This is a genomic window from Homoserinimonas sp. A447 (genome assembly GCF_054489325.1).
Map to the genome: position 1 here is coordinate 2,336,016 of NZ_JBTMWW010000001.1, position 26,597 is coordinate 2,362,612.

Below are 26,597 nucleotides of genomic sequence, written 5' to 3' on the forward strand. Positions count from 1 at the left end.
GCCGCCTTCCGGGCGGCGCGCACGCATCTGTGGTGCGTGCGTCGATGCGTGCGGCGCGGAAACGCCACGCGCACGAACCGCTGGGGCGCGCACGCATATGCGCTAGCGAACCTCCGATCGATGCGCGCCGCGAGCGGGAGGGGTCGGCTGACGCGCTCAGCCGACCACGGAGTGCACGTACGCCTCGGCGGGGTGCGCCAGCGTGGAGGTGAGCCGACCGAACAGCGCCACGCTCTCGAACCCTGGCCAGTCGGCCGGCAGCGCACTCGCAGGCAGCCCGGGATCCAGGTACGGGATGATGCGCCAGTCGTCCAGTGCCCGGATGTACCGCGAGAAGGCTTCCTTCTCGTCAGCGGCCGGCGTCGCATCCGTATGCCGCTCCAGGAAGGTGGTGTGCAGTTTGGCGAGCCGGTCGAGGTCCCACCAGCGAGCCGCAGCCTCGGTCGGGGTGCCGGACAACCGGGACTCGGATGCCATGAACAGAGTCGCGGTTTCGCGCAACCCAAGGTCGTTCAGGATCTCCTCCACCTCGTCGGCGAGGAACGCCGGGCAGATCCAGAGTCCCGTCGCGACCGTGCCGCATCCGATCCAGCCGAGGCGACGCCGAAGCTGGTGCCTGGCATCACGCTTGGTTTCGGGAATCGAATACGAGATCAGGCACCACAGGTCGTTGTCCCCCTGTTGGCGGAACGAGTAGATCCGGCGGTCTCCACGCTCGAGCATCGGCACTGCTTCGGGGTTCAGCCGGTAGCCTGCCTGGCCTCCGACGGTTTCGGCGGTCAACAGGTTCTTCGTCTTGACCCGCAATACCGCGCTTCGGGTGCTGACCGGCGAGACCCCGACGGCGCCCATCAGCGTGATCAGGCCGGCGATCGAGGCCCAGCCGCCGATACTGCGCAGGTGCGCGCCGATGATGGTGCGCAACATCGAAGTGGCACTCCCCGGACGGGCGTCGAAATCGTCGAGGATCACGGCGCCATCACTCGATCATCGCGTGTCTGATCGCGTCAACTCCGAGGTGCACTTCAGCGAAACTGGTGGTGAGTGGGGACAACCCCAGGCGCAGGCCGTTCGGCCGGCGGAAGTCGGGGATGATCCCCTGCTCCCAGAGCCGGGCATTCACCTGCTGGAAACTGTCGTGGTCGATCGTGACGTGGCTTCCCCGCTTTGCGGAGTCGCGCGGGGATGCGAGTTCTACCCCCAGGGGCACCAGCAGGTCATCGACCAGTGTGATCGCATATTCGGTGAGCCGAACCGACTTGGCACGCAGCTGGTCCATTCCCGTCTCCGCGATGAGGTCGAGCATGTCCTGCATCGCGAGCATGCCGACGATCGCCGGCGTTCCGCTGATGAAGCGGCGGATGCCGTCATGCGGCTGGTAACGCGGACCCATCTCGAACGGTTCGGAGCTGCCCATCCAGCCCTGGATCGGCTGCACCATGGTTGCCTGGTGGTCCGACCGCACGTAGCCGAAGGCGGGCGACCCCGGCCCGCCGTTCAGGTACTTGTAGGTGCATCCGGCGGCCAGGTCGACTCCCCAGGCGTCGAGTTCGAGCGGGACCGCCCCGACTGAGTGGCAGAGATCCCAGAGCACGAGCGCACCGGCCTCGTGGGCGAGCCGCGTGATCGCCGGGGCATCGCTGAGGTAACCGGAGCGGTACGCGATGTGGCTGAGTACGACCAGCGCCGTATCCTTCCCGAGGAGTTCGGCTACCTCGTCGGGCGTCACCCCGCCGTTCGGGTCGGCGTCGATCCAGCGCAGCGTCTTGCCACATTCGGCGGCAATGCCTTCCAGCACATACCGGTCGGTCGGGAAGTTGCCCCGGTCGACGATGATCTCGTGGCGATCCGGGCGGGCGGCAAGACCGGCGCGAATCAGCTTGTACAGGATGACCGTGGTCGAGTCGCCGATGAACGCCTGCCCGGGCGCAGCCCCCAGAACGGTTGCCCCCAGCTTGTCGCCCAGGGCGAGCGGGAGGTCGTACCAGGACTCATCCCAGCCACGGATCAGGCGTGACGCCCACTGGTCGGTGACGAACCGGCCGAGCCGCTCGGCGCTCGCCTTGGTGGGGCGACCGAGGGAGTTGCCGTCCAGGTAGGCGACAACATCATCCGATTGCACGAACAGGTCGCGGTACCCGGCGAGCGGGTCCGCGGCGTCGAGGCCGGCCGCCGCTGTGGCTGTATCAGTCATCCGCAGACCTTTCGTTGGTGGGCAAGTTTCGGGACACGAGTTGGTGGGCAGTGATGACGGATGCGCCGGCCAGCCACTCCGACAGCTCGTCCCGTCGTTCGCCGGCGACGTAGCTGATCGCGTGGCCGTACTTGTGCGGGGTCATGGCGCGAATCACGCCGTTCTCGCTCAGGCCGACCGCGATGAGCGCGCGGAGCTCCCGCTCGTTGACGCCTGCCGGAAGCGGCCCGTTGCCGAAGTCGGTACCGTAGCTGATGTTGCCGCCGAAGGCATGGAAGCGGCGCAGGTTGTCCTTCGCAATGACGAACTCTTGCGTCGGTTCCCCCCAGCCGTGGATGTCGAGGGTGCTGATCCAGCTCTGGGCGCCACTCAACGTGCGAGCCTTCGGCCCGGCCATCGCCATCAGCAGTGCGTCGTCGAGTCGTTCCGTCCACGGCGTGTGGGCGAGGCGATCGGCTCCAGCCTCGAACGCCCGCGCCGCCTGACCTGCGCCCTCGACGTGCGCAACGACCTCGCGGCCGCGAACGTGTGAGTGACCGACGATTGCCCTCAGGGTCAGGTCGTCCAGCACCGGGCCAGCATCCGAGTTGAGGACAACCTTGATGAAGCTTGCGCCCGCCTCGAGTTGACGGTCGACCGCGCTGCGGGCCGCATCTGCGTCGGCCACTTCGACGACCGCGCCATCCGGAGCCCACTCGCGGTCGGACGGGTAGCCGCCGACCGTCGTGATGAAAGCTCCGGCGAATCGTGCCCTGGGCAGTTCGGGGCGGTCTGCCCAGGTGCGGGCGATCTCCGGGTTCCAGCCGAGGTCGTCGACCGCGGCGATCCCGCCGGCGAGCAGTGCCTCGGCGTCGCCGAGGCCCAGGTGCACGTGCGAGTCAACGAAGCCGGGGAAGATCGTGCCGGGGAGATGCAGTTCGGGGCGGCCGTCATCATCCGTCGCCAAACGGATGCCGCCGGCATCCGCCACCATCGTCGACGGCCCGCGCCAGCCACCGGCCCAGCACTCGTCGGCGGAGAAAACCAGGGGGGAGCTTTCGGTCACGACTGCCCGATCTCGGTGCGGACGGCGAACAATTCCGGGAAGAAGGTGAGGTCGAGTGCCTTCTGCAGGAAGCCGACCCCACTCGAACCGCCGGTACCGCGCTTCATGCCGATGATGCGCATCACCGTCTTCATGTGCCGGAAACGCCACAGCTGGAAGTTGTCTTCGAGGTCGACGAACTCCTCACAGGTCTCGTAGGCGAGCCAGTGCGCATCCGGGTTCTCGTAGATGTTGCGGAAGGTGGCGACCAGTTCCTCATGGAACGCATAGCCCTGGGTGACGTCACGTTCGAGCACGCTCGTCGGAACGTCGTGGCCGTGGCGGGCGAGGTAACGCAGGAACTCGTCGTACACGCTCGGCTCGATGAGCAGCCTGGACAACAGGGCGTGCGCCTCGGCGTTGGACTCGAACACCTTCAGCATGCCGGCGTTCTTGTTGCCCAGCAGGAACTCGACGGCACGGTACTGGTAGGACTGGAAACCGGATGCGTTGCCCAGGTAGCCGCGGAACTCGGAGTACTCGCTCGGCGTCAGCGTGGCCAGCACGGACCACTGCTCGGTGAGGGTGCGCTGGATGTGTTTCACCCGCGCGATGCGCTTAAGGGCGATCTGGAGTTCATCGGCGGCGATCAGGGCGCGCGCGGATTCGAGTTCGTGAAGTACGAGTTTCAGCCACAGTTCGCTCGTCTGATGCTGGATGATGAACAGCATCTCGTCGTGGTGCACCGGGTCGCTGACCGGGGTCTGGGCGGAGAGCAGGTGGTCGAGCTGGAGGTAGGAGCCGTAACTCATCCGGTCACGGAAGTCGGTGACTATGTCATCCTCGATTGTTCTCTCGTGGCCCGCAGCAGCATCCGTCATGGTCGACACCATATTACTTAATCAAGACGACCGCCACACTTTTGCATAGGCGGATGGAACTCGTCAATTAAGCTGGTCGAGCCTGTCGAGCTCGTCGAGGCCCTCACCGCCGTGGCTTAGATTATCCCTCGTGCTCACACTCATCGTCGTCATCATCGGCCTGGGCGGCGCCCTCATTTTCGGGGCGGCCGACTTCCTCGGTGGGCTGGCATCGAAGCGGATCAGCAGCATCCGGGTGACCGCGATCGCGGCGGTCGCCGGGCTCATCGTGCTGCTGCTCGCCCTGCCGCTGATCGGCGGGGAATGGTCGAGGGAAGCGATCCTCTACGGCGGCCTGTCCGGAATATCCGGGGCCGGAGCCATCGTGCTTCTGTACGCCTGCCTCGCGATCGGGCCGATGAGCATCCTGTCGCCCCTGACAGCGGTCGTGTCCGCGATCGTGCCGATGACGGCGGGGCTGATCCGGGGCGAACGGCTCGAACCGCTCGGCTACCTCGCGCTCGGGCTGGCGCTGGTCGCCGTGGTGCTCGTCGGCTTCGTTCCGGAGAAGAACGCGGTACGTCCCAGCGCGAAGGCCCTCGCCATGGCGACCGGCTCCGGTGCGCTGATCGGCGTCTTCATGATCCTCATCGACCTCACACCGGACGACTCCGGCCTGCTGCCGCTGATCGCGAACCGGTCGGTGAACGCTGCGATCATGGTGGTGACGATCGCCGTGCTGGCGCTGGTCGCCGCCCGCCGTCGGCCGACCTCTAGCTGGTCGAGCGAGTTAAGCGGGTCGAGCTCGTCGAGACCAGCCGAGCTCGTCGAGGCCGGTAGCAATATCAAAGCCGAGCCCTCCACCATGGTCGCCGAAACCCACTCTCCGCACCCGTGGCTGTCCGGCCTGAAGCTCGCGATCATCTGCGGCGTTCTGGATGCCGTCGCCAACGCGCTCATGCTGCTGGGCCTCCGGCTCGGCGAATTGACGATCATGTCGGTGCTGACCGCGATGTACTCCGCCGGCACGATCATCCTGGCCGCCGTTGTGCTCAAGGAGCGCCTCGCGCCAAGCCAGGTCGTCGGGCTGGTGCTGGCGTTGGTTGCCGCCGCGATGCTCGCGGTGGTGTAACTCCAGTCGCACCAGGGTTCTGACCGCGGAAAAGAGGGAGAATCTGCCGATTCTCAGCAAGAACTTCCCTCAGACGGTGCTGCTGGCCGAAAAGGTCCCTCGATTGTGGGCGGGCGTGGGCGGGCGCGGAACAGCGAAGGCGCCCACCTGTGATGGGCAGGCGCCTTCGTTGCAAGGGTTCTGGTACTACAGAGCGGCCAGCTGGTCGAGCAGCTGATCGCCGGGGGCGGCGTTGACCATGGTCGCGTCGATCTCGGCGCGACCCAGCAGTTCGTCCATCTTGCGACGACGGGACTTGTTGATCAGCGTCACGACGGTGCCCTGCTTGCCCGCGCGACCCGTGCGGCCGGAGCGGTGCAGGTAGGTCTTGTACTCGTCCGGGGCATCCGCCTGGATCACCAGGGAGATGTCATCGACGTGGATGCCGCGGGCAGCGACATCCGTTGCCACCAGCACGTTGACGCGACCGCTGGTCAGCATCTGCAGGTTACGGGTACGGCGCGACTGGTTGAGGTCACCATGCAGCGACGTGGCCGGGATGCCGGCATCGTCGAGCATGTCGGCGAGCTCCTCCGCGAACGCACGGGTGCGGGCGAAGACCAGGGTCTTGCCCGAACCTGCCGCGAGCTGCTCGATGACGGCACGCTTGTCGCGCTGCTCGATGAGCAGCACCTTGTGGTCGATGGTCGAAGACGCCTGGTCTTCACCGGCGACCTCGTGCACGGCCGGGTCGACCAGGAACTGCTTGACCAGGGTGGCAACACCCTTGTCGAGCGTGGCGGAGAAGAGCAGCTTCTGGCCGCCCTGCTTGGTCTGCTGCAGGATGCGCTGCACCGGCTCGAGGAAGCCCAGGTCGCACATGTGGTCGGCCTCATCGAGCACCGTGACCGTGACCTGGCTGAGGTCGAGGCGGCCCTGCTCGATGAGGTCCTCGACACGACCGGGGGTGGCGATGACGATGTCAACGCCGCGACGCAGCGTCATGACCTGCTTCTGCTGGGGAACGCCGCCCACGATGGTGGTGGTGAACAGGCCAACGCTGCGGGCGATGGGCTGAACCGTGCGGTCGATCTGCATGGCCAGCTCGCGGGTGGGGGCGAGGATCAGCGCGCGGGGTTTGCGGCCCTCGGTGCGGCCCTTGCCGCCGTTGTTCTCCATGAGTCGCTCGACCAGCGGTGCGCCGAAGGCGATCGTCTTGCCCGATCCGGTCTTGCCGCGGCCCAGGACATCCTTCCCGGCGAGAACGTCGGGGATGGTCGCAGCCTGGATCGGGAACGGCGCCTCGGCACCCATGGATGCCAGCTGGCGGGTGATGTTGTCACCCAGGCCAAGGTCGCGGAAGGTCTTGCCCGCGACGTCACCGGCAGTCATCACCTGTGCTTCGAGGCGCTCCAGCACGACGTCCTCGTGGTGGGCGTGGGTCTTCGCGTCACGCGCCGGGTACAGGTCGGAATCGCGGCGCGGCGGACGCTCGTCGAAGGAACGCTTCGGACGGTCGTCGAACGAACGCTTCGGGCGGTCGTTGTAGGAGGGACGCCCGGTGCGCGCCGGACGCTCACCGTACGAAGGACGCTCGGTGCGGTCGTTGTTATATGCGGGACGCTCCGTGCGTGCCGGGCGGTCACCGTAAGACGGGCGCTCCGTGTGTGCCGGGCGGTCGCCGTAGGACGGACGCTCAGCACGCTGGGGACGGTCGCTGGAACGGCCACGCTGTTCGGCGGGGTCTCGATACGGCTGCTCGCTTCGCTCGCGGCCTACTCGACCAGCAGAATTGTTGGAGCGATCGTTGTACGACGGGCGCTCCGTGCGAGCCGGGCGGTCGCCGTATGCGGGACGCTCGGAACGCTGCGGACGGTCACCGTACGAGGGACGCTCGGTGCGAGCCGGACGATCGTTGTAGGACGGACGCTCCGTGCGATTTGCACGGTCACCGTATGACGGGCGTTCGGTGCGCTGCTGGCTTGCCGGACGGTCCTCGCGAGGCGTCCAGTTGGGGCGGCGGTCCGCCGAGTGCTGGCTGTCGCCGGTGCGAGCGGCACGCTCATCCGCGTTCCAGCGCTTCTTGGCGGGAGCCGCAGCATCCGCCTGGTAACCGCGATGGTTCGGGCTGTGACCGCCTCGGGTCGAGTCGGTGCGTTTGGCAGACTTCTTGCCGGTGAATTTGTTGATTGACATAGGTGCTTTTTCCGGGTTGTTTCAAATTGCATGGCAGGGCACAGCACTTTTTGCTGCACTACTGCAGGAACCCGGGCAACCGTTGGCCAGGACCGTTCACATACGTGATTTTTCCCAGGCACATTCAAGGAGTAGTTGATGTGTGGGAACCGGCCCGAAAGACTTACAAACCCATTCGCGAAACCGCGATGTCTAGAGCCGACCTGTCTACGTTACAGGACCGGCCCCGAATTAGCACGGATTCTGCGCCCGGAAGGCCGCTTAGCGGCGGATGATCAGGCAACCGCCGCGAAAATAGGTGTACAGGGTGCTTGCGAAATAGAACTAAAGTGTCCGCAACATGTTTCACCTCCGGCGTGCCGCACGCGGCGGCATTGCGCCAGGCGCGCTGGTGATCGCCGCTGCCCTGATCGCAACCCTCGCCGGGTGCTCGCCCGACACCGATCGCGTGACACCGGCATCCGTTGAAGAGCAGGTGCCCATCTATCCGGACGTCTCGGTCGTCGAGAACGTGGCTTACGGGACCGACGCCCTCCAACGCCTGGACGTCTGCCAGCCGGCGGATGCCGAGAGCAGCTCCCTGAACAGCGGACCACGGCGGGCGGTGCTGTCGGTGCACGGTGGAAGCTGGCGTGAAGGGGACAAGGCCAGCCTGCACTGGCGGAGCGCCTGCGAGTGGCTGGCATCCGAAGGCTTCGTGGCGTTCTCCCTCAACTACCGGCTCGCGCCGGCAGCCCCATTCCCGGCCGGGATCGATGACGTTCGCGCGGCAGTCACCTGGCTGCGGCAGCCGGCGCAGGTGGAACTGTACGGGTACGACCCGGCGCTGATCGGCGCGTTCGGCGGATCGGCGGGCGGGAACCTGGTCTCCCTGCTCGGAGCATCCGGAACCGGGCCGTGGGACGTCGGCACCCGGGTCGCCGCGGTGGTCGAACTGAGCGCGCCGATCGACCTCACCGGGGACTACGCCGACAGCTACGACGAGAAGTTCCGGCAGTTACAGCTCGACTACCTGGGCTGCGCGGACTACGACGGATGCGACGCCGCGGTTGCCGCATCGCCGGTCCACTCGATCGACCCGAGCGACCCGCCGTTCTTCGTCGGACACTCGCTCGAGGAGTTCATCCCGATCGAGCAGGCGGAGGCCCTGGTGGACGCGCTCGCTCTCGGCGAGGTCGAGACGGTCTCCGTCGAGGTTCCCGGCAAGCTGCACTCCATCGCGATGCTCAACGACGAGCTGCGCGCGCAGATCGTTGGGTTCCTGCGGGCGCACCTGTAGGGGTTCCGCGTCGGTTGCTTGTCTTCGTTGGTTGAGCTTGCTTCTGCTGGTTGAGCTTGTCGAAACCCGCTTCCGCTGGTTGAGCTTGTCGAAACCCACCGAGGTTCGCCCGTCGTCTTCTCCTCCACAACCCCCTCGCTTCCCTTTATCCACAACAAATCTGTGGATAAGAAGTCCCCAAAAGCACTAGAATAAACGTTCGAATGTGGGAGAATAGGAGCATGTCCCAGTTCACCGATTCCCTCACTGAGGTCAACGCCGCGATCGCGTTGCTGCCCTCGGATGCCGAATCGTTCACCGGGATGAGTGACGAGGAATTGACCGAGGTTCCGGTCGGACTGGCCGCCGCCCGCCACCAACTGGAAGCCCGCGAAGCGCGGGTGGCCGGAGAGATCGCTCGCCGCTCCTCCTACGAGCTCGGCTACGCCGGACTGGCACAAAAGGGCGGGTTTCGCACGGCGGAGAAACTGGTGCAGCATTTGACCGGGTCCACCTCCCGGGAAGCGGCCAAACTGGTGCGCACCGGCGGGATCATCTACGAAGCCGAACTAATCACCGAAGCCGAACGCACCGGCGAAGCCTCCCCCGAACTGACCAAACCCTGGCTGGCCCCGGTCGGCCGGGCCGTCGCCGCCGGCACCATCTCGATCGAGGCGGCCGAAGCCATCCGGCTCGGACTGGGCACCCCGACCGAGGACATCACCGCCGAGCTGCTGGCAGGCGCGGCCGCCCAACTCGTTGACCTGGCCAGCCCGGGCAACGTCGACCTGTCCGACCCGGATCAGGCCGACCCAGACCCAGCCGACCCGTCCGCACCGGACCCGTTGAACGCCGACCAACTGCTGGATCGGGCCCGGAGCCTGCGGGATGAGTTGGATGAGGCCGGGATCGCCGACCGAGAGCGCGCCCGGCACAATGCCCGATCCTTCAAACGGTATCTGCGCCCGGACGGGATGACCGTCTACACGATGCTCGCCGACCCGGAGAACGCCGCCTACCTCGACAGCATCTACGACGCGTTGACCTCCCCCCGCCGCGGCGGCCCCCGCATGGTCGACCCCACCGAGAAGGCACGCGATGAAGCAATCGAGGCCGACCCGCGCAGCATCGAACAACTCTCCTTCGACGGGATCATGGCGGTGTTGCGTATCGGGGCCGACACCACCGCCAAAACCGCCACCCGCAGTGTGCTCGGTGCCCGCAGCCCCGCCGTCCGCGTGCTGGTCACCGGCAGCACCCTGGACAGCGCCGACACATCGGTCGACACTGACGGCACTACCGACAGCACCGGTACTGGCGGGTCGGGTCGCCGCGGGCACGGGCGGATCGAAGGGCAGGCCGCCCCGGTGTCGATCGAAACGGTCGAACGGCACCTGTGTGAGTCCGGGATGGTGCCAGTAACCTTCGACCGTAACGGGCAATGCATCGATTTGGGGCGGGAACAACGCCTCTATAGTGCCCTGCAGCGTATCGGGTTGGCCGCCCGCGACGGTGGCTGCCGCTGGCCCGGCTGCGACCAGCCCGCCTCCCGGACCGAAGCCCACCACATCAACCACTGGAAACGCGACCACGGCAAAACCGACCTCGCCGACGGGATCCTCCTCTGCCGACACCACCACATGCTGTTGCACAACAACCACTGGGAGATCACCCGTACCGGCGGCACCTACTGGCTGCATCCGCCCGCCGCCGTGGACCCGACCCGAACGCCTCGGCTGATGCCCCACAAATCCGCTGCCCTCGCCGACCTCCAGAGGGAACAACAAGAACGAGACCGGCGAAGGCGAGGCAGAGGGCGAACCCCGCTCACGGGGTAGAGCTCTGCCCACCAACCAGAGCCATTACAGCTCCAGTCGCTACGCGGTGCGACGGTTCCGGTCGCGGTCCCGCCCGAGCAGTAGACCCAGGGCGACCATGCCGATGGCCAGCACCAGGTGCAGCCAATCATCCGCATCATTCAGCGGAACGAAGTTCGCCATCGACTCGTGCGGCACGAACAGGCCGTACAGCCAGAGCACGAAGTAGACGACACCACCCCAGATCAGGTACTGCCGCGATGCGCTAGCAGTGCGGGCGACCGCAACACCGACGATCCCGAACAGCAGGTGAACGAAATTGTGGAGCACCGACACCTGGAACACCCCAAGGAGCAGGGCGCCGGAGTCATGCCCAGCAAACATCAACTGGTCGAAATTCGACGTCACCCCGGGATGAACCCCAGGATGCCGACCAGCAGGAACACGATTCCCACGGTCAGCGCCGCCTTCTGGACGGGGGTCTCGGCGAACCGCCGTGCCGCGGATCGATCACTCATTGAACTCATCACACGCTCCCTTACGCCTTGCCGGGAAAACGGAGAACACGCCACCCGGAAAATGAGCAGATACCCAATTGGTGCGCAGGCTAGGCCGACGAATTGCTGTGCGTAAGGGGCTGGTGAAACAGCCGGAGTTATGCGACCGACACGGCAGCCATACGTTCGAGCCCCCGCTCCCTTGCACCCCCCACCAGGAAACACAGCGACGGCAACACCAGGGTCAGCAAAGTCGACGACACCAGCCCGCCAATGGCGACGATGCCAATGCATGAGCACGCCGATCAGCGACAGGACGCCTCCGGCGTCACGCCGAGTTCTTCGACAGCGGAAGCGTCGCCCGGGGTCAAGAGAATGGGGTAGATTTAGATCCGCAGTTAGCCGCTCTGATCGGGGGATTCCTTGCCCGATCCACTAGAAATCGGTCTCGCCGCGCTGCCCCTTGCGCTCATCGCCGGACTGCTCGCCCTGCGGGTCAAACCCGTGCCAGCCGTGATCGGCGTCATCGGCGTCACCCTCGCGCTCTGGGTCTGGTTCCCCATCACCTCGGAGGCCCTCCTCTCGACAACCCAGTCGCTGCTCGTGCTGACGGTGGCCGTCGTACTGATCATCTTCGGCGGGGTGATGCTCGCCGAATTCCTCGCCGTGTCGGGGGCCCAGGAAAAAATCGGCGGATGGCTGGGAGCCGCCGCACACAACCGCGACCGTGCCGTACTGCTACTCGGACTCGGCGTCACCCCACTCGCCGAATGCATCATCGGATGGGGCGTCGGCGTCATCATCGGGGTGCCGCTACTCATGCGCGTCGGCCTCAACACCACCAAAGCCGCGACCATCGGGCTGCTCGGAATCGTGCTCGCCCCGTGGGGGTCCCTCGGCCCCGGCCTGCTCGTCATGGCCGAAATGAGCGGCGTCGACCTGCGGGACATCGGGGTGTGGAGCGCCATCCTCAGCCTGCCCGTGCTGATCATCATGGGCGCGGGCATCGCCCTCGTCGGCATGGGACGCCGGGCCGCACTCCGCATGTCCGGCGAAACCCTCGCCACGGCAGTGGTCAGCTGGCTGGCGCTCATCGCCGCGAACGCATGGGTGAGCGTGGCACTCGCCGGCATCCTCGCGTCGTTCGCCGCGATCGCGTGCGTGCTGCTCATCGCACGGGTCAGCGGCGGACCCATCCCCGGGATGCGGCGCGACACCGTCGTCTCGCTGCTGCCCTACCTACTGCTCGTCGTCGGGCTGCTCGTGATGACCGGCATCACGGCGGTCGTCCAACTCGGCGTGTGGGGAGAGCTGCTCACCAGCCCGGCGTTGTGGCTGCTCATAGCTGCAGCATCCGCCCCCGCCTTCTTGTCAATCGCGCCGAGTGACGCGTGGGCGAGCGCGCGCAAAGGCTTCGCGCTGTTCTGGCCAGTCAGCGTGATCACGGTGCTGTTCATCGTGTTCGGCGGGCTCCTCGCCGCCAACGGCATTAGCTCAACACTCGCGCAGGCGGCCGCCGGCCTCGGCACTGGGTTCCTGCTCGTCGTCCCACTCATCGGGTTCATCGGGGGCTATGTCACGGCGTCGAACACCGCCACCGCGGCAATGTTCGCCGGTGGAGTCACCACCGCCGCCAGTAACCTCGGGGCCAGCGCCATGGTCGCACTCGGAGCGCAAAACGTGGCCACCGGAGCGGCCGTCATGACATCGCCGTCGCGGGTCGCGCTCGCCATCAGCGTGGCCGACGGGCTGCGCGCCCCCGATCAGACTCCCGCCGACCCCGTGCGGATCATCGCGACCGTGCTCATCGCGAACGCCGCCGTCATCGTGGTGCTCGCGCCGCTGACGCTGCTGCTGGCGACCACCGCGGGCTAGCGCACCGAAGGGCGGCGGCCCGACATCACGGCTCGTCGGTCAGAGGCACCGGCGACGTCGTCGAGCTGAGCACCGCGAGGACGTCGGCAGCATCCCGCAGCATCGGCAGCAGTTCGAGAGCATTCTCGCGTAGCAGCCTCACACTTGGTCCGGCGATATTCAGCGCCCCCACCGCGTCCTGGCCCGGCTCCTGGATTGGCACAGCGATCGCGGCCGTGCCAAGCTCGAACGTGGCATCCGTGTAGCTGTATCCCAGCTCTGTCACCTCGGCGAGGGCGGCGAGGGCCTCCCCGCGGGTGGATGGGCCGTGCGGACCGTAATCGTCAAGGTCGTCGAATCCCTGCGCATCGACAATGGCGACGGCACGATCGTGCTCGAGTCCGGAAAGCCAGGCAAGCCCGCTTGATGCTCGGATCAGCTTGATCTCGCGCCCCGCCTGCGGGTCGTAGCGCAGCCCGAATCGTGCCCCCTGCCGCTTCGCGACCCAGACGAGAGTGTCACCGTCGGCGACACTGAGCCGCACCAGTTCGCCGGATGCTGCGGCCAGCTCGTCGAGGAGCGGAGCTGCCACCTCCATCAACGGGAGGTTCGCGAGGTGTCGCACCGCACGGGAAAGCATGCGCAGGCTCAGCATGTACCGGCCGTGCACCGGATCCTGCCTGACGTACCCCACATCGCTCAGGTGTGCCAGGGTGCGGTGCACGGCACTTTTGGGCAGCTCAGCCGTGGTCGCAATGTCACTGAGCCGCATGCCGTCCGGTTTGCCCGTGAGCAACTCAAGGATGGTGAATGCGCGCAGCAGGGTTGAACTCATCTGATCCTCGACTAGAAGTGGGTCCGGCACAGTCACAATCGATGAGCGTGCAAACATTGAGACTCTACTCCAGCGGGGGACGCCAAAACGAGACGTCCTCCCGCCGCGAGTCAGGGAACCAGCAGGATCTTGTTGGCCCGGTGGCCACCGGCGAGCATATCGAGAGCCGTGCCGAACTCGGCGAGGGGAACTCGGTGCGACACGAGCGTCAACGCTTGCTGCTGCACGCGCGGCAGAACGCGCTGAAGCCGGTTCCAGGTGGACTCGTTGTAGCCACGCGACCCGAGCACCGTCAGCTCGCGCAGCACGATGGGGGTCATGACCGCCTCGCTCGGCACGGCCGCAAGCCCGATCATGGCAATGCGCCCGCCACGCCGGCTGAGCGACAGCGCCTGCCCGAACACGAGGGGGCTGCCGCTCGTCTCGTAGACCACATCGGCACCGTCCGCCTGTGCGTTGCGAACGACGGCGAGCGGGTCCTGCTCGTCGACATTGATGGGGATTCCGCCGAGTTCGGCCGCCAGGGAGAGGCGGGCGATGTCGGCACCGATGCCGGTGACGAAAACCGTACCGGCCCCGGCGTCCAGGGCCAGAATAAGCGTGGCCAGCCCGATCGGCCCCGCACCGATAATCACGACAATGTCACCGGGTTCGGGCTGTGCCCGCTCGAGTACGGCGTGCGCCGCCACGGCGAGCGGCTCCATCAGGGTTGCGACGTCCGGGTCCACGCCGTCGGGCAGCGCATACAGGTTCGTCTCGGGCACGCAGACATACTCAGCCCAGCCGCCGTCGACGCCCCCGCCCAGAAACACCCGGTCGATGCAGAGCGTGGGGCGGCCCTCGGCGCAGAACTGGCAGACCCGACAGGAGATCTGCGGGTTCACGCCGACGACCGCCCCGACGGCGAAGGCGCCGGAACTCGACTCGACCACCCGGCCGCCTATCTCATGACCGGGGACGAGGGGGAAGCGGGCGCCGTACTGGCCGACGACCGCTTCCTTCCACCTCCAGATTGCGACATCGGTGCCGCAGATGCCGACTGCCGTCACAGCGAGCAGCGCCTCACCGGGTTTCGGAACGGGCCGCTGTAACTCAACCAGCTCGAGGGCCCCGTCGACCGGTGCGGTCTTGACCACTGCTCTCATAACGATGTGACTATTTGGCCGGGGCCGAAGAGCGGATGCTCTCGAAGAGTTCCAGCTCAACGCCCGTGTACTTGTTCAGGAAGTAGGCCTCGGCCTTCTTCTCGAACGCCTTGCGGTCGACGTCTGTGACCACCTCAACGGCACCGGTCGCCTCCCAGTCGTCGATGATTTCCTGCTGCACGTCATCGATGCACTTGCGGTTGATGTCACGCACCTCGGTGATCACGTCGGTGAGAGCGCCTTGCTGCTCGTCGTTCAGTGACTGCCACCGCTTCTCGTTGATGAGGACGAGCTGCGATCCCGCGTGGTGCTCGCTGAGGCTGACGTGGCTCTGCACCTCGTCGAGACTCATGGACGAGACGGTCGGAATGGGGTTCTCCTGGCCGTCAGCGATGCCCTGCTGGAGCGCGAGGAACAGCTCTTCGAAGGCGACGGCGACTGCTTCTGCACCGAGAGCCTCGGCGTTCGCGAGGTAAGCCGGGGTGTCCGGGAAGCGCATCCGAACACCTTCGAGGTCTTCGGGGGTGCGAATCGGCTTGTTCGCGCTGAAGCTGCGCATGCCGAAGAAGAAGGGCTGGATGGCACGCGTGCCGGTGGCCTCGAGGAGGTCCGCCTTCATCTGGTCGGCAGCACCGCTGTCGTAGAACTCGAAGACGTGGTCGGCGCCCGTGAAGGCGTAGGCAGAGTCCATCACTCCGACGGGCCCATAGGTCGAGGAAATCGCCGAATTGCCCTGGATGTCGAGGTCGATGTCGCCGGACATCAGCGAGGTGAAACGGTCGACGTCGCTGCCGAGGCTGCTGTTGGTGAAGACGTCAATCTGCAGGCCGATCTCCATCTCGTTGATTTTGTCGGCGATCATGGTGGCGCCGCAGCGGCTGTGCGGGTGGTCGTCGGTGAAGCTGTTCGCGAACGTGAGACTGACTATGTCGTCTGACCCATCCGCAGTGTCTCCGCCGTCGCCACCGGCGCATCCGGCCAGCAGGAGGCTTGCGGACAGTATGGCGAGCGGGGCAAGCACCGATCTACGGGTTAATGCCAAGGGTTTCTCCTTTGAAATGATGGGCCTACGTTTTCTGGAACGCTGTTTCAGAAACTAATAGTCGTAGCTTGGCAGAGTTGACTGTCGAAGCCAAGTCATGCGGCGAATCTCACGCCGAAGTCGAGAACCGTGTGACGAACTCCACGGCCTCGCGGTGGAGCAACTCGATGTACTCGTCGACCGAATGGCGCGCCTGGAGCTCCAGGTTCGGAACTTCCATGGCGAGAGGCGTGGCGCGAGGGAGAGCGGCCATGAGCTCGCCGAGAGGTGAGTCGCCGCGCCCCGGAAGCAGCCGGTTGAGCCGCGACTCGATGATCATGTCGCTGTCACCCGGGCGGGCACCGGGCGGTCGCTCCTCCCCCCATTCCACCAGCACGGCGGGAGCATCGCACACCTGGAAGACGGGAAACAGGTCGGGATGCTCAGCGACGAGCCGGGGATCGAGCCCCGTGCGGATCGCGTGCAGACCGTCCAGTTCCACCGCGCAGCCGACCGCGAGCGCGATATCGACGGCTGCCGTGTACGAGTTAAGGGGCAGGTAGGAGAGCGGCTCGAGCACCGGGGTGATGCCGAACGAGGCCGCGTCGCGCGTGAGGCTGCCCACACTGTCGGCCAGGCGCGAAAGGTCGGGGTCGGCCCCGACAACGTTGAACAGCCGGGCGCCGAGACGTGCGCTCATCTCGAGCAGCGGCATCCACAGCTCCGCAGTGGCGTGCTCCGTCATGCGGAACACCTCGGTGTCCAGCACAAAGAGCCCGCTATCGGCGATCAGCCGCTCGAGCTCGCGGAACTCGTCACCATCCGGCGTATAGACGGTGTCGACCTCGGTCACCGGCGACACGCGGATGCCCACGAAATCGAAACCGGCGGATGCAGCGGCCGCAACGTACTCCGCCGGGGTAGCACCGATCGCGCAGAGTGGGGCGATGCCCAGGGGCGGGAGGGGCAACATTACTCTCGGGTGCAGGGGAAGGGATTCGGTCATATCCGGCCACGCTGGTCCATCGCCGCGGCCGAGAACGGCTCCCGGTTCACCTGATCGGCTGCGACGACGTAGTCGACGAGGAAGGTCGAGCAGTGGCCGACCCGAACGTCGCCGAGTTCACCGCCGGCAGCGAGGATGAGCGCGCGGACGGCACCGGCCGCCGCCTCCGTGAGCGTGTCGACGCAGAGCAGCGCCACATGCGAGACGCCGTCGAGGTCCGGGTTGACCGGGCGCAGCTCGGCCTCCTCCGTCACGTAGTCGGTGACATCGTCCCGGGAGCGGGCGAGCGCGACCGATGCCACGAACGGAACCACTTCGATGGCGTCCACGAGTGATTCAAGGCGACCCCGAACATCCGAATACTGGGTCGATGATGCGCCGACGGTCTCGAAACGGGCGGTCGTGACAAAGGCACCGTCGCCGAAACCACGCTGCACCGACACCTCGTTCGCGAAGCGCACGAAGTTCTGGAAGGACGGCTGGATGCGCTGGGTCCACTCACTCGGGTTGTCGAGGCGCTCGAGATAGGGCGCCGAGCGGAACACGGTGACATCCGTCGCCTCATACAGCGTCACGTACTTGGGCGACTGGTGTGGATCGACGGCGACACCCCTGCGGCCGCGCACGAAGCCGGGAATGGATGCCCGCTCCGGCGTGTGCTCGATGACATGCCACTCCAGGTAGTCGGCCTGCCCGGTGGGCTCGATATCGTGCCAGATCGAGAGGACTGCATTGGCGTTGATCATGGATGCTCCTTCGCTATGAAAATGGTTTGAGAGTGGGCCCGGCCACGGCATCCCGCACGGCTAAGTAGGCGAAGACGACGGCCGGTCCCAGGGTGATGCCCGGGCCCGGATACCGATCGCCCATGACCGACTGCATGTCGTTGCCGATCGCGTAGAGACCGCCGATCGCGGACCCGTCGCGCCGTAGAACGCCTGCATTTTGGTCGGTCACGAAGCCCTGCGCGGCGCCGATATCGCCCGGATAGAGGCGAATGGCGAAGTACGGTCCCTCGGTAAGGGCGCCCAGCGACGGGTTGGGTCCATGGCCCGCATCGCCGAGGTTGCGTTCATACGCGGTCGTGCCGCGATGCAGCTCGGGGTCGACGCCATCGGCGGCCGCCCGATTGACGGTCTCAACACTGGCGCGCAGTACGTCGGCGGGCAGCCGCAGCTTCGCCGCGAGCTCGTCAATCGTCGACGCCCGCACCAGATAGCCGTCGCGAAGACGGCGCCGGGTGCCCCACCCGCCTGGGAACACGGCTCCGATGCCGTAGCGCCTGACGGCCTGCGCGTCGCCGATCAGATAGCTCGGCATGCCTTTGCCACCCTCGCGCTGCTGCATGGCGAGGCCGAAGCGGTGGTACGACAGGGATTCATTCAGGTAGCGGATGCCGTCTTGATCGACGACGAGGAAACCTGGCTTCGCGCGGTCGAGGGCGAAGTGCGAGTACACCCCCGTGGTGCCATCGGCCCTTGGCGGCAGCGAGACGGGGGCCCAGAATCCGGACGTGTCGGGAAGCTCGCCGTAGTGGCCGCCCAGCTCCTCTATCTTGTCGTGCAGTTGCCCGGTGGAGCCAGGCGCGATGGGGCTCCACTCCATCGGCACCTTCGGCATGAGGGCCGCCCGGCGCTCGACACTGCGGTTGAACCCACCGGTTGCCGAGATCAGTCCCTGGCGCACCCCGAAACGCCGACGGACGCCGTGCTGCTCGATGACGACGCCGACGACGCGTCCATCTCGGGTTTCGATCTCGTCGACCGTCGCGTCCAACACGATCGGCACCTCGCGGTTGCCGAGCGCGATCATGAGGCGGCCGACGAGGGCATTCCCCATCGTCATTCGCGTTGCCCTGCGATGAAAAGGGCGCGTCAGCAGGTGTCGTGCAAACACGCGGGCAGCACTGACGAGCGGCCGCCAGCTCGACGGCGCGAACGGCGAACGGGCTATCTTGCTGAAGTCAGCGATCTCCTGGTGCTCGAGCATCATGCCACCGAAAACCGTGAACTCTTGTGTCTGCTGGCGGATGACATCGAGCGCGGGCACCTGGGAGCCATTCACCGTGAGGGCCTCAACGGGACGCCAACCCAGCGCAGCATCCGCAAGCTCGCCCATGTAGTCGGGGTGGTGGGGGCGCACCCGAAGCTCCATGCCGTGCTCGCGGGCGAGTACTTCGACCGCCTCAGGGCCGGCACGCAAGAACGCCGTGCGCAGGTTTCGGTCGGACCGGTCACCCACTGCGGTGTCGAGATAGCGTTCCGCCGAGTCGATGTCGTTGGCCGGGCCCCCCGCCTCGCGCGCCAGGTGTGTTCCCGGAATCCAGAGCGTGCCGGCCGTATAGGCCGTCGTGCCGCCCACGAGGTCCGTGCGCTCGACGAGCAGAATCCGGGCCCCCCGAATGGCTGCGTACAGCGCGGCCGCAAGGCCTCCCGCGCCAGCACCGACCACGACTACATCGAATTCGGTGCCGTCGGGATACTCGGTAATTCGATGGAGTCGTGCCCCGGTCATCCGTCTATTTCGAAATCGACGACGGCAAGCGACGCCTTGACCGGGCCCGAGATATCGACAAGGCGCTGGTGAGCGGGATGGGTCGAGTAGGTCTGCAGGTCGGCCACACTGTCGAAGTCGGCGACGATGGCCACCTCATGTGCGGCGGGCCCGGGCACGACGTTCTTGCCGGCACTGATGGCCCTGATCTGCGGGATGTGGTTGGGCAGGTCGAGCAGAAGGGCGATCCACTCGTCGCGCTGCCCTTCAGTGAACTCGGGGACGAACCGGAGTACGGCGACGTGTCTGATCATGGTTGAGGGTCCTTTCACTGCTGCGGGCTATGAGACGCCGACGACGCCGGAGACGTAGTTGCCCCGCACTCCGCCATCGACCGCGATGTTCGCGCCCGTCACGTACCGGGCGTCCTGGCTGAGCAGGAACGAGACGACGCCGGCAATGTCGTCGGGCGCACCCATGCGACCAAGGGGGATGCGCCCCTCCCTCCGCAGTCGAAGCTCTTCGTTGTGGGCGGCCGGCGACATGGGCGTCATGATCATGCCGGGGGAGATAACGTTCGCCCGCACTCCGGCCTGTCCCCACTCGCGTGCGAAAAGCTCCACGATCATCTGCAGCGCCGCCTTTGTGGCGCTGTACGCCCCGAACGGCGCGGCATCGTTTCCGGCCATGGACCCGATCGCGACGAGGGACCCGCTCGACTCAGCAAGGTGGGGAAAGGCTGCCTTACCCAGCAGGAAAGTGGCCCTCGCATTGACGGCGAAGGCAAGATCGAAATCTTCGACGCTTACATCGGTGAGGCGCGCGCTTCCCATGATGCCGGCGACGCTCACCACGCCGCTGATGCCACCGAAGTGCGCTGCCGCCGCCTTGACGGCCTCGCCGGGACCGGTGGCAGCGGCCAGGTCACTGCCGACCTGCAGCACATTGGCGCCGGCTTCCCGCAGCTCATCGGCGAGGGCCTGCACACGTTCTTCGGTGCGTCCGACGAGGGCGAGCCGCGCGTTGGAACCGTGGTCCCGGGCCAGTCGGCGCGCCACTTCCTGGCCGATGCCGCCGGCGGCGCCGGTGATGATGATGGCGTTCATGAAACGCTCGCTTTCTGGGGCTCGCGCCCCGAGTCGACACTGAATATGGAAAGTTGTGCGGCGGCCTCGCGCAGATGCGGCACCAGGGCGAGCCCGCGCTCCTGCGTCAGGCGCACACTTGGCCCGGAGATGCTGAGCACGCCGGCGGCGACGGTTCCCTCTGAGCTGATGGGCACCGCGATCGTCGCTGTGCCGAGTTCGAACGTCGAGTCGGTGTAACAGTAGCCATCCGCCCGTACCTGGTTCAGCAACTCGAGCGCGGATTCCAGGTCGGTCGGGCCGTCGGGTCCGAAGTTCTCGAGGTCGTCGAAGCCCTGCGCGGCGAGGAGCGCACTCGCGACTACGTCGGACATCGTCGAAAGCCAGGCCATGCCGCTGGACGTGCGTACCAGTTTGACCTCGCGACCCGCGTCGGCGTCGTAGCGCAGGCCCGACCGCGCGCCCTGCGTCTTCGCCACCCAGATGAGTGATCCGTGATCGGGCAGGCCCAGGCGAGCCAATTCGCCCGAGACCTCGGCGAGACGGTCGAGCAGCGGCTTCGCCAGTTCGACGAGCGGTATGCGCGCCAGGTGTCGGACGGCCTGGGAGATGAGGCGCAGGCCGAGCGCGTAGCGACCGTCGGCGTTTTCCTGATTGACGTACCCGAGGGCGACGAGCTCTGCAAGCACTCGGTGGGCAGCGCTCTTCGGTAGCTCGAGTGCTTCTGCGATCTCACCCAGCTGCAGGCCGTCGGGCTTTCCGACGAGCAGCTCCAGCACGGCGAAACTTCGGGGTACGGCTGTGCTCACGACACACCGCCCAGCATGGCGATTCGCTTGATGTAGTCGGCCACGACAACCGTGCCGCCCGATTCGCCAGCCTCGCGGGCGGCCTCAATCAGGGCGAGGGTCTGTGCCGCATCCGCGACCGAAACGATCGACGTCGCCTCGTTGCGCACCACATCGACGAAGTGGGCCATCTGGCGCGTGTACGAGTCGCCGGTGCCCTTCTCCTCGTAGCGAAGGCTGAGCGGATGATGCCAGTTTGCTTCTTCGCCGGCATAGAAGTAGTGGGCGAGGTTGGGCACGGCGAGCGCGCCCTCGCTGCCGGCAAGGAAGAAGCTCGCATTGTTCGGAATGTAGGGGAACGAATTGAAGTCCTCGGTGGACTGATCCCAGCCCCAGGGGGAAGCCGCAGCATCCGAAGCAATGAAGCTGCCCAGCGCGCCGTTCTCGAACCGCACCACAACACTCACGGTGTCTTCGACCTCGAGGCCGCGGGCTTCGTGGCCGAGAGCGGCTTGCACGGTGAGGATTTCGCCGCAGATGTAGCGCAGCAGGTCGAGGTCGTGCACGAGGTTGATGAGCATGACGCCGGCACCCTTCGTGCGATGCCATTCTTCGTCGAAGTAGCTGTCTTCTTTGCGCGCCGCCCACATGCCGTTGACGGCGATCAGCTTGCCGAGTCCACCCGTCTGAACCAGGTCACGAGCAACCGAGATGGAGGGGTGATGGCGTCGGTGCTGGCCGACGAGCACCGGTACGGCGGATGCCGCGGTTGCTGCCATGAGGCGCAGCGCCTCGGAGTAGGTGGGCGCTACCGGCTTCTCGAGCAGTGCGGCGACGCCCGCCTCGATGCAATCGATTGCCGTGTCGACGTGGAGATTGTTGGGGTTGGCGATGACGACCGCGTCGAGCCCTGGCTGCGCGAGCAGCTCGCGGTGGTCGCCGAAGTGGGGAACGTTTCGCTCATCGGCGACCGTCGCGGTGAACGGGTCGGCGATACCGGCCAGCAGGGCGTCGGGATTGTTCTCGATGTATTCGGCGTGCTGTCGCCCCATGAAGCCGGCGCCGATGAGGCCGATGCGCAGCGGCTTGCGTGGACTGGTCGACACCATTGTCACCTTTCACTGTTGTTGCGGGTACCCCGCTACAACACGGTAGCAGCTTTTTGGAACGGGGTTCCAATTATGACAGATGCTTGGACACGTCGACCCCGCTACTTGGCTTCCAGGAGCCGGTGCTGAGCAGCGAGCCGAACGGGTGCATTGGGGGCGCCGTAACCGGCGTAGCCGGTTCGCCGCTCGACGACCTCGAGAAAAACCCGGCCCACTGCTCCCGTATAGAAATGCAGGAACTCGCCGTGCTCGTCCCGGTCATAGAGAAGGTGCAGGCGCTCAAGTTCGGCGAGGAACTCCGGGCTCAGGATGAAACGCGCGGCGAGATCCTCGTAGTAGTTCGGGGGGATGGGCAGGAACTCAAGGCCGCGCTCGACCGCGCGCTCGGCCAGGGCAACGATATCGCGGCACAGGAACGCGACATGCTGGGGATAGATGGTGCCGTCGTCGTCGCCCGACAGGGCGGGGACGATGTTGAGGGCAAGACGCACCGCAGCATCCGTTGTGCTCATCGACTGGCTGCGCACGAGACCGACCGGTGCAGGCACATCGAGGGAAGGCTGGGGGTGCAGGCCGAGGATGCTCTGGTAGAAGAGCACGGCCTCATCGAAGTGCTGCCACGGCTGGGCCAGATTCACGTGGTCGATGTGCGTGATGAGGTCATCGGTGCCGGTGACGCGCTCACCGTCCCCGAACTCGACCGCCCACGGCGGCACCCCCTCGGAATCGACGCGGCTGAAGAAGATCTCGGTCGAATCGGGGGCGCTGACCGCCTGCAGCACCTCCTCGCCGATCTGCTGGCTTCGAGGCACCGACGACGCGCGCAACTGCAGCGCACGGGACGCGGCCCGCACCGGGTCAGGCACATCGAATCCGAGAGCGGCGATCGCCGGCTCGGTGCGCGATGTCGGCTGCTCGTTCACGATGATGCGGGCACCACCGTGCTCCCACAGCTCCACGGGCTTGTTGCGGTGCTTTCCCTGCGACCGAAAGCCCAGGGTGGCCAGCACATCGCGGAGGCGATGGGAGTCGTCGGCCCGAACTTCGACGAAATTGTACCCGCTCGGTTCCTCGACCTGCACGAGGGGGGCGAGTTCCATGCGCGGCGCAGTTCCCGGCCTGCCGGCAAGCCACAGGGCCGTCTGCTCCTGCAGCCAGACAAGGCTGCGCATCCCGTCGACCGCAGTGCGGAACGGGTCGGCCTGCCGGAACGTGTCGTTGAAAATCTCGAGCGAAACGGGCCCGTCATAGCCGGTGCGTGCGATGTAGCCGAGGAAAGCCGGCACATCCATGTCGCCCTGGCCCGGAAAGACACGGTAATGGCGACTCCACGAGAGCACATCAAGACTGAGCCGCGGTGCATCGGCGAGCTGCACGAAGAATATCTTGTCGACCGGGAGGTTCTCCAGCGGCTCGAGCGCCCAGTCGCGCGAGATCACGTGGAAGGTGTCGAGGCACTGACCCACCGCCGGGTGGTCAGCCAGACCCACAACGCGCTGCACGTGCTCGAAGTCGCTGATGAAGCGGCCCCACGCGAGGGACTCCATGGCGACCCGCACGGCGTAGCGTTCGGCGAGGTCACCCAACTGGCGCAACTGGTCGGCGACCACCTCGTCGTCGTCGATCGTGGCCGTCGCCACGTTCGTACACATGAGCGCCAGGTCGATACCGAGGCGGTTCATCAGCACGAACTTGGCCTCGACCCGTCGCAGGTTCTCGGCGAACACCTCCGGCTCGACACCTTCGACATCGCGAATGGGCTGAAAGAGGTCCAGCGAGAGGCCAAGCCGCGCCGCCAGGTCGCGAATCTGCTCCGGGCTGTGCGGCGACACCAGCAGATCCTGCTCGAAGATCTCGACGCCCGCGAAACCGGCCTCGGCACAGGCGTGCAACTTTTCCTCGAGCTTGCCACTCAGACAGACCGTGGCGATGGACGTGCGCATGGTGACCCTTTCGTCAGACTTCCCGGGCAATCAGATCAAGAAAGTGGGCGCGAATCCGCGCCGGGTCGGGACTGACCCCGGTGATGAGTTCGAACGTGTCGATCGCCTGGCCGACCGCCATGTTTCCGCCGTCGAGCACGCGGCATCCGCGATCTGTTGCGAGGCGCAGCAGTTCGGTCTCGAGCGGGCGGTAGACAACGTCGGCAACCCACAGGTGCGAGCGCACCAACGACTCGTCGAGCGGGAGCCCCGGGTGGTGGTGCATGCCTACCGGGGTTGCGTTGACCAGCCCATCGGCAAGCGGCATGACGCCGGGCAGGTCAGAGGGGCCGATCGCCACAATATCGCGATCGGGGAAAATCGCCCCCAGGGTTGCCACGAACGCGCTCACGCGGTCGGCATCGAGGTCGCTGATGTGCAACGTTCGCGCCCCCGCCGTCAGCAGTGCATAGGCAACTGCGGTCCCGGCCCCGCCTGCGCCGAGCTGCACAACCCTGTTCAGGGATGCACCCGCCAGCCCGTTGGTCAGCCCCCAGGCAAAACCGGAGTGGTCGGTGTTGTGGCCGATGAACCGTCCGTCTCGAATGAGCACCGTATTGACCGAGCCGAGCGACCGGGCGTCGGCCGACAGCTCGTCGAGATGCTCAAGCACCATCTGTTTGCACGGAAACGTGATGTTGAAGGCGGTGAAGCCCAAATCGCGGCCCTCCTTCAGCAGCGCGCCCACGTCGCTCGCAGGACGACCGAGGATGTCGAGGTCGATGGGTCGGTAGAGGTAGCGCAAGCCCAGCTCATCGGCCTCGCGCTCATGCATCGGCGGAGTCAGCGAGCGGGTGATGCCGCTGCCGATCAGCCCGACCAGATGGCTCTCACCGAGACTGCTCATGGACGCTCCTGTGGCTGCTCCGCCATAAAGCGGTCGCGGATGTCGGTGACAACCTCGAGCACAGCCAGAGTCTGTTCCTGCGGCATCACAGGGCTGTCCAGAACGCCGTCCGCGATCAACGCCTCGAACGCTGCCGCCTCGAACTGCATCCCGCGGCTCTCGACCACCGGCTCGAAGCGTTCCAGAAGAGTTCCCTCGTTGTCGAACACGCTCAGGGCACTCGCCCGGTGCCAGGCATCATCGATCTCGATGCGCCCCAGGGTGCCCAGCAGGGTGGCCCGCATCGAGCCGCGATGGTCGAGGCCGATGTGCAGCGCCGCCTGGGCGCCGCCATCGAAGCCGAGCACAATCGACGCCTGACTGTCGACGCCCGTGGGCGCCGGGCTGACGACAGCATGCCATTGCCGTGGCAGGCCGAGAAAATCGGTGGCCAGCGAGACTACGTAGACGCCCAAGTCGAGTAAGGCGCCGCCGCCGAGCTCCGGATTGTTGAGCCGATGTTCGGGATCGGGCGCAAAGGCCTGGCTCAGGTTGGCCTCGAGTGCCCGCGGCTCGCCAATCGTCCCGTCCGCGACAATCTCTCGGGCGCGCACCATGTGCGGGAGGAAACGAGTCCACATCGCCTCCATGACGACCCGCCCGCGTGCCGCCGCCTCATCGATCACCGCGCGTGCGGCATCCGTCGTCATTGTGAACGGCTTTTCGAGCAGCACGTGCTTGCCGGCCCGAAGTGCCATCAGGGCATGCTCGGCATGAAACGGGTTCGGGCTCGCGACATAGATCGCGTCGATCGAGGGGACCTCGCACAGCGCACGGTAACTATCGTGGGCGACGGGGACGCCGAACCGCTCGGCAAAACGTCGAGCGGATGCGTCGCTGCGAGAACCCACGGCAACCAGCTCAGCGCCGACGTGGTTCAGGTCGGCGGCGAAAAGCTCGGCGATGAAACCGGTTCCCAGAATTCCCCAGCGCACGCTCACGGTCGCAGCTACTTCGCGGTCAGCGCGGCAAGGTGTCGCAGGCCGAACTCGTACCCCTGCGGTCCGGCGCCGGCGATGACCGCCGTTGCCGCCTTCGAGACATACGACATGTGACGGAACTCCTCGCGCTTGTGGATGTTCGTGACATGCACCTCGACGATCGGCAACTCGGATGCGAGCAGCGCGTCGAGGATCGCGATCGACGTCGACGTGAACCCGGCGGGGTTGATGAGGATGCCCTGGCAGCGCTCACGTGCCTCATGGATGAGGTCGATGATGACGCCCTCGTGGTTGCTCTGGTGGAACTCGATGTCGATGCCGAGGTCGGCGGCCGTCGTGGCGCAGAGCTTCTCCACCTGCGCGAGAGTGGTGGAGCCGTAGAGGTGCGGTTCGCGCAAGCCCAAGAGGTTGAGGTTGGGGCCGTTGAGCACCTTGACAATAGGACGGGCGGTTTCGGTCATCGATGGCTCCTTTTCAGGGAATGGTGCGGTGGAA

23 protein-coding genes and 1 pseudogene are annotated in these 26,597 nt (G+C 66.2%); 4 read left to right on the top strand and 20 right to left on the bottom strand.

Features of this window, described 5'->3' with window-relative positions:
* Window positions 1-156 precede the first annotated feature (156 nt).
* From ACX3O0_RS11435 to kynA, 4 genes are read right to left on the bottom strand one after another with little or no spacing between them, the layout of a single operon-like run.
* Entirely contained in the window at window positions 157-972 is an 816-nt protein-coding gene (locus ACX3O0_RS11435; RefSeq protein ID WP_459088927.1) for a PaaX family transcriptional regulator, read from the bottom strand.
* Window positions 973-979: 7 nt separating this feature from the next.
* The gene (gene kynU, locus ACX3O0_RS11440) at window positions 980-2,194 is read right to left on the bottom strand and encodes a kynureninase (RefSeq protein ID WP_459107798.1); all 1,215 of its coding nucleotides are present in this window, start codon (window positions 2,192-2,194) and stop codon (window positions 980-982) included.
* Window positions 2,187-3,239: an amidohydrolase family protein gene (locus ACX3O0_RS11445; protein WP_459107799.1), complete on the bottom strand. Its 1,053-nt coding sequence runs from the start codon at window positions 3,237-3,239 to the stop codon at window positions 2,187-2,189. The genes kynU and ACX3O0_RS11445 overlap by 8 nt, the downstream gene beginning before the upstream one ends.
* Window positions 3,236-4,099 (bottom strand): tryptophan 2,3-dioxygenase, encoded by an 864-nt coding sequence (kynA, locus tag ACX3O0_RS11450; protein WP_459107800.1) that lies wholly within the window; start codon window positions 4,097-4,099, stop codon window positions 3,236-3,238. The genes ACX3O0_RS11445 and kynA overlap by 4 nt, the downstream gene beginning before the upstream one ends.
* 130 nt (window positions 4,100-4,229) lie before the next feature.
* Between kynA and ACX3O0_RS11455 the strand changes: the two genes are divergently transcribed.
* Window positions 4,230-5,210, top strand: a complete 981-nt coding sequence (locus tag ACX3O0_RS11455) for an EamA family transporter (protein ID WP_459107801.1) — start codon at window positions 4,230-4,232, stop codon at window positions 5,208-5,210.
* Between the two features lie 186 nt (window positions 5,211-5,396).
* Here the strand turns inward: ACX3O0_RS11455 and ACX3O0_RS11460 are convergent, their stop codons facing one another.
* Window positions 5,397-7,385 (bottom strand): DEAD/DEAH box helicase, encoded by a 1,989-nt coding sequence (locus ACX3O0_RS11460; RefSeq protein ID WP_459107802.1) that lies wholly within the window; start codon window positions 7,383-7,385, stop codon window positions 5,397-5,399.
* A 340-nt stretch (window positions 7,386-7,725) separates the two neighbouring features.
* On the opposite strand from ACX3O0_RS11460, the gene ACX3O0_RS11465 reads away from it, so the two are divergent.
* On the top strand, window positions 7,726-8,664 hold the full coding sequence (locus tag ACX3O0_RS11465) for an alpha/beta hydrolase (RefSeq protein WP_459107803.1): 939 nt from the start codon (window positions 7,726-7,728) through the stop codon (window positions 8,662-8,664).
* A 221-nt stretch (window positions 8,665-8,885) separates the two neighbouring features.
* Window positions 8,886-10,481, top strand: a complete 1,596-nt coding sequence (locus tag ACX3O0_RS11470; protein ID WP_459107804.1) for an HNH endonuclease signature motif containing protein — start codon at window positions 8,886-8,888, stop codon at window positions 10,479-10,481.
* A 39-nt stretch (window positions 10,482-10,520) separates the two neighbouring features.
* Here ACX3O0_RS11470 and ACX3O0_RS11475 read toward each other — a convergent pair.
* Window positions 10,521-10,978 (bottom strand): annotated as a pseudogene (locus ACX3O0_RS11475) (DUF4383 domain-containing protein).
* A gap of 402 nt (window positions 10,979-11,380) precedes the next feature.
* Between ACX3O0_RS11475 and ACX3O0_RS11480 the strand changes: the two are divergent.
* The gene (locus ACX3O0_RS11480) at window positions 11,381-12,832 is read left to right on the top strand and encodes an L-lactate permease (protein WP_459107805.1); all 1,452 of its coding nucleotides are present in this window, start codon (window positions 11,381-11,383) and stop codon (window positions 12,830-12,832) included.
* A gap of 25 nt (window positions 12,833-12,857) precedes the next feature.
* Here ACX3O0_RS11480 and ACX3O0_RS11485 read toward each other — a convergent pair whose 3' ends face one another.
* From ACX3O0_RS11485 to aroQ, 14 genes are all read right to left on the bottom strand, one after another.
* The gene (locus ACX3O0_RS11485; protein ID WP_459107806.1) at window positions 12,858-13,646 is read right to left on the bottom strand and encodes an IclR family transcriptional regulator; all 789 of its coding nucleotides are present in this window, start codon (window positions 13,644-13,646) and stop codon (window positions 12,858-12,860) included.
* Window positions 13,647-13,756: 110 nt separating this feature from the next.
* Window positions 13,757-14,791, bottom strand: a complete 1,035-nt coding sequence (locus tag ACX3O0_RS11490; RefSeq protein WP_459107807.1) for a zinc-dependent alcohol dehydrogenase — start codon at window positions 14,789-14,791, stop codon at window positions 13,757-13,759.
* A 10-nt stretch (window positions 14,792-14,801) separates the two neighbouring features.
* Window positions 14,802-15,833: a TRAP transporter substrate-binding protein DctP gene (gene dctP / locus ACX3O0_RS11495; RefSeq protein ID WP_459107808.1), complete on the bottom strand. Its 1,032-nt coding sequence runs from the start codon at window positions 15,831-15,833 to the stop codon at window positions 14,802-14,804.
* 109 nt (window positions 15,834-15,942) lie between these two features.
* Window positions 15,943-16,785 carry a sugar phosphate isomerase/epimerase family protein gene (locus ACX3O0_RS11500; protein ID WP_459107809.1) on the bottom strand — a complete coding sequence of 281 codons (843 nt, stop codon included), beginning with the start codon at window positions 16,783-16,785 and terminating at the stop codon, window positions 15,943-15,945.
* Between the two features lie 29 nt (window positions 16,786-16,814).
* The gene (locus tag ACX3O0_RS11505; protein WP_459107810.1) at window positions 16,815-17,564 is read right to left on the bottom strand and encodes a hypothetical protein; all 750 of its coding nucleotides are present in this window, start codon (window positions 17,562-17,564) and stop codon (window positions 16,815-16,817) included.
* 13 nt (window positions 17,565-17,577) lie between these two features.
* Entirely contained in the window at window positions 17,578-19,332 is a 1,755-nt protein-coding gene (locus ACX3O0_RS11510; RefSeq protein WP_459088955.1) for an FAD-dependent oxidoreductase, read from the bottom strand.
* Window positions 19,329-19,625 carry a Dabb family protein gene (locus ACX3O0_RS11515; protein ID WP_459088957.1) on the bottom strand — a complete coding sequence of 99 codons (297 nt, stop codon included), beginning with the start codon at window positions 19,623-19,625 and terminating at the stop codon, window positions 19,329-19,331. Before ACX3O0_RS11515 ends, ACX3O0_RS11510 begins: the two co-directional genes overlap by 4 nt.
* Before the next feature lie 27 nt (window positions 19,626-19,652).
* On the bottom strand, window positions 19,653-20,417 hold the full coding sequence (locus ACX3O0_RS11520) for an SDR family NAD(P)-dependent oxidoreductase (protein WP_459088959.1): 765 nt from the start codon (window positions 20,415-20,417) through the stop codon (window positions 19,653-19,655).
* Window positions 20,414-21,205, bottom strand: a complete 792-nt coding sequence (locus ACX3O0_RS11525) for an IclR family transcriptional regulator (RefSeq protein ID WP_459088961.1) — start codon at window positions 21,203-21,205, stop codon at window positions 20,414-20,416. The genes ACX3O0_RS11520 and ACX3O0_RS11525 overlap by 4 nt, the downstream gene beginning before the upstream one ends.
* Window positions 21,202-22,290, bottom strand: coding sequence for a Gfo/Idh/MocA family protein (locus tag ACX3O0_RS11530; RefSeq protein ID WP_459088963.1), 1,089 nt, complete (start codon window positions 22,288-22,290; stop codon window positions 21,202-21,204). Before ACX3O0_RS11530 ends, ACX3O0_RS11525 begins: the two co-directional genes overlap by 4 nt.
* Window positions 22,291-22,394: 104 nt before the next feature.
* Entirely contained in the window at window positions 22,395-24,236 is a 1,842-nt protein-coding gene (locus ACX3O0_RS11535) for a bifunctional sugar phosphate isomerase/epimerase/4-hydroxyphenylpyruvate dioxygenase family protein (protein WP_459088965.1), read from the bottom strand.
* Between the two features lie 13 nt (window positions 24,237-24,249).
* Window positions 24,250-25,122: a shikimate dehydrogenase gene (locus tag ACX3O0_RS11540; protein ID WP_459088967.1), complete on the bottom strand. Its 873-nt coding sequence runs from the start codon at window positions 25,120-25,122 to the stop codon at window positions 24,250-24,252.
* Window positions 25,119-26,102, bottom strand: a complete 984-nt coding sequence (locus tag ACX3O0_RS11545; RefSeq protein ID WP_459088969.1) for a Gfo/Idh/MocA family protein — start codon at window positions 26,100-26,102, stop codon at window positions 25,119-25,121. Before ACX3O0_RS11545 ends, ACX3O0_RS11540 begins: the two co-directional genes overlap by 4 nt.
* A gap of 8 nt (window positions 26,103-26,110) precedes the next feature.
* On the bottom strand, window positions 26,111-26,563 hold the full coding sequence (gene aroQ / locus ACX3O0_RS11550; protein ID WP_459088971.1) for a type II 3-dehydroquinate dehydratase: 453 nt from the start codon (window positions 26,561-26,563) through the stop codon (window positions 26,111-26,113).
* Window positions 26,564-26,597 lie beyond the last annotated feature (34 nt).

Bases quoted from the DNA above. Each gene is read 5' to 3' on its own strand.
- ACX3O0_RS11520 (WP_459088959.1), bottom strand. From the start codon at position 20,417: ATGAACGCCATCATCATCACCGGCGCCGCCGGCGGCATCGGCCAGGAA.
- ACX3O0_RS11510 (WP_459088955.1), bottom strand. From the start codon at position 19,332: ATGACCGGGGCACGACTCCATCGAATTACCGAGTATCCCGACGGCACC.
- ACX3O0_RS11540 (WP_459088967.1), bottom strand. From the start codon at position 25,122: ATGAGCAGTCTCGGTGAGAGCCATCTGGTCGGGCTGATCGGCAGCGGC.
- ACX3O0_RS11460 (WP_459107802.1), bottom strand. From the start codon at position 7,385: ATGTCAATCAACAAATTCACCGGCAAGAAGTCTGCCAAACGCACCGAC.
- kynA (WP_459107800.1), bottom strand. From the start codon at position 4,099: ATGACGGATGCTGCTGCGGGCCACGAGAGAACAATCGAGGATGACATA.
- ACX3O0_RS11505 (WP_459107810.1), bottom strand. From the start codon at position 17,564: ATGATCAACGCCAATGCAGTCCTCTCGATCTGGCACGATATCGAGCCC.
- ACX3O0_RS11535 (WP_459088965.1), bottom strand. From the start codon at position 24,236: ATGCGCACGTCCATCGCCACGGTCTGTCTGAGTGGCAAGCTCGAGGAA.
- ACX3O0_RS11490 (WP_459107807.1), bottom strand. From the start codon at position 14,791: ATGAGAGCAGTGGTCAAGACCGCACCGGTCGACGGGGCCCTCGAGCTG.
- kynU (WP_459107798.1), bottom strand. From the start codon at position 2,194: ATGACTGATACAGCCACAGCGGCGGCCGGCCTCGACGCCGCGGACCCG.
- ACX3O0_RS11470 (WP_459107804.1), top strand. From the start codon at position 8,886: ATGTCCCAGTTCACCGATTCCCTCACTGAGGTCAACGCCGCGATCGCG.
- ACX3O0_RS11465 (WP_459107803.1), top strand. From the start codon at position 7,726: ATGTTTCACCTCCGGCGTGCCGCACGCGGCGGCATTGCGCCAGGCGCG.
- ACX3O0_RS11515 (WP_459088957.1), bottom strand. From the start codon at position 19,625: ATGATCAGACACGTCGCCGTACTCCGGTTCGTCCCCGAGTTCACTGAA.
- ACX3O0_RS11500 (WP_459107809.1), bottom strand. From the start codon at position 16,785: ATGTTGCCCCTCCCGCCCCTGGGCATCGCCCCACTCTGCGCGATCGGT.
- aroQ (WP_459088971.1), bottom strand. From the start codon at position 26,563: ATGACCGAAACCGCCCGTCCTATTGTCAAGGTGCTCAACGGCCCCAAC.
- ACX3O0_RS11485 (WP_459107806.1), bottom strand. From the start codon at position 13,646: ATGAGTTCAACCCTGCTGCGCGCATTCACCATCCTTGAGTTGCTCACG.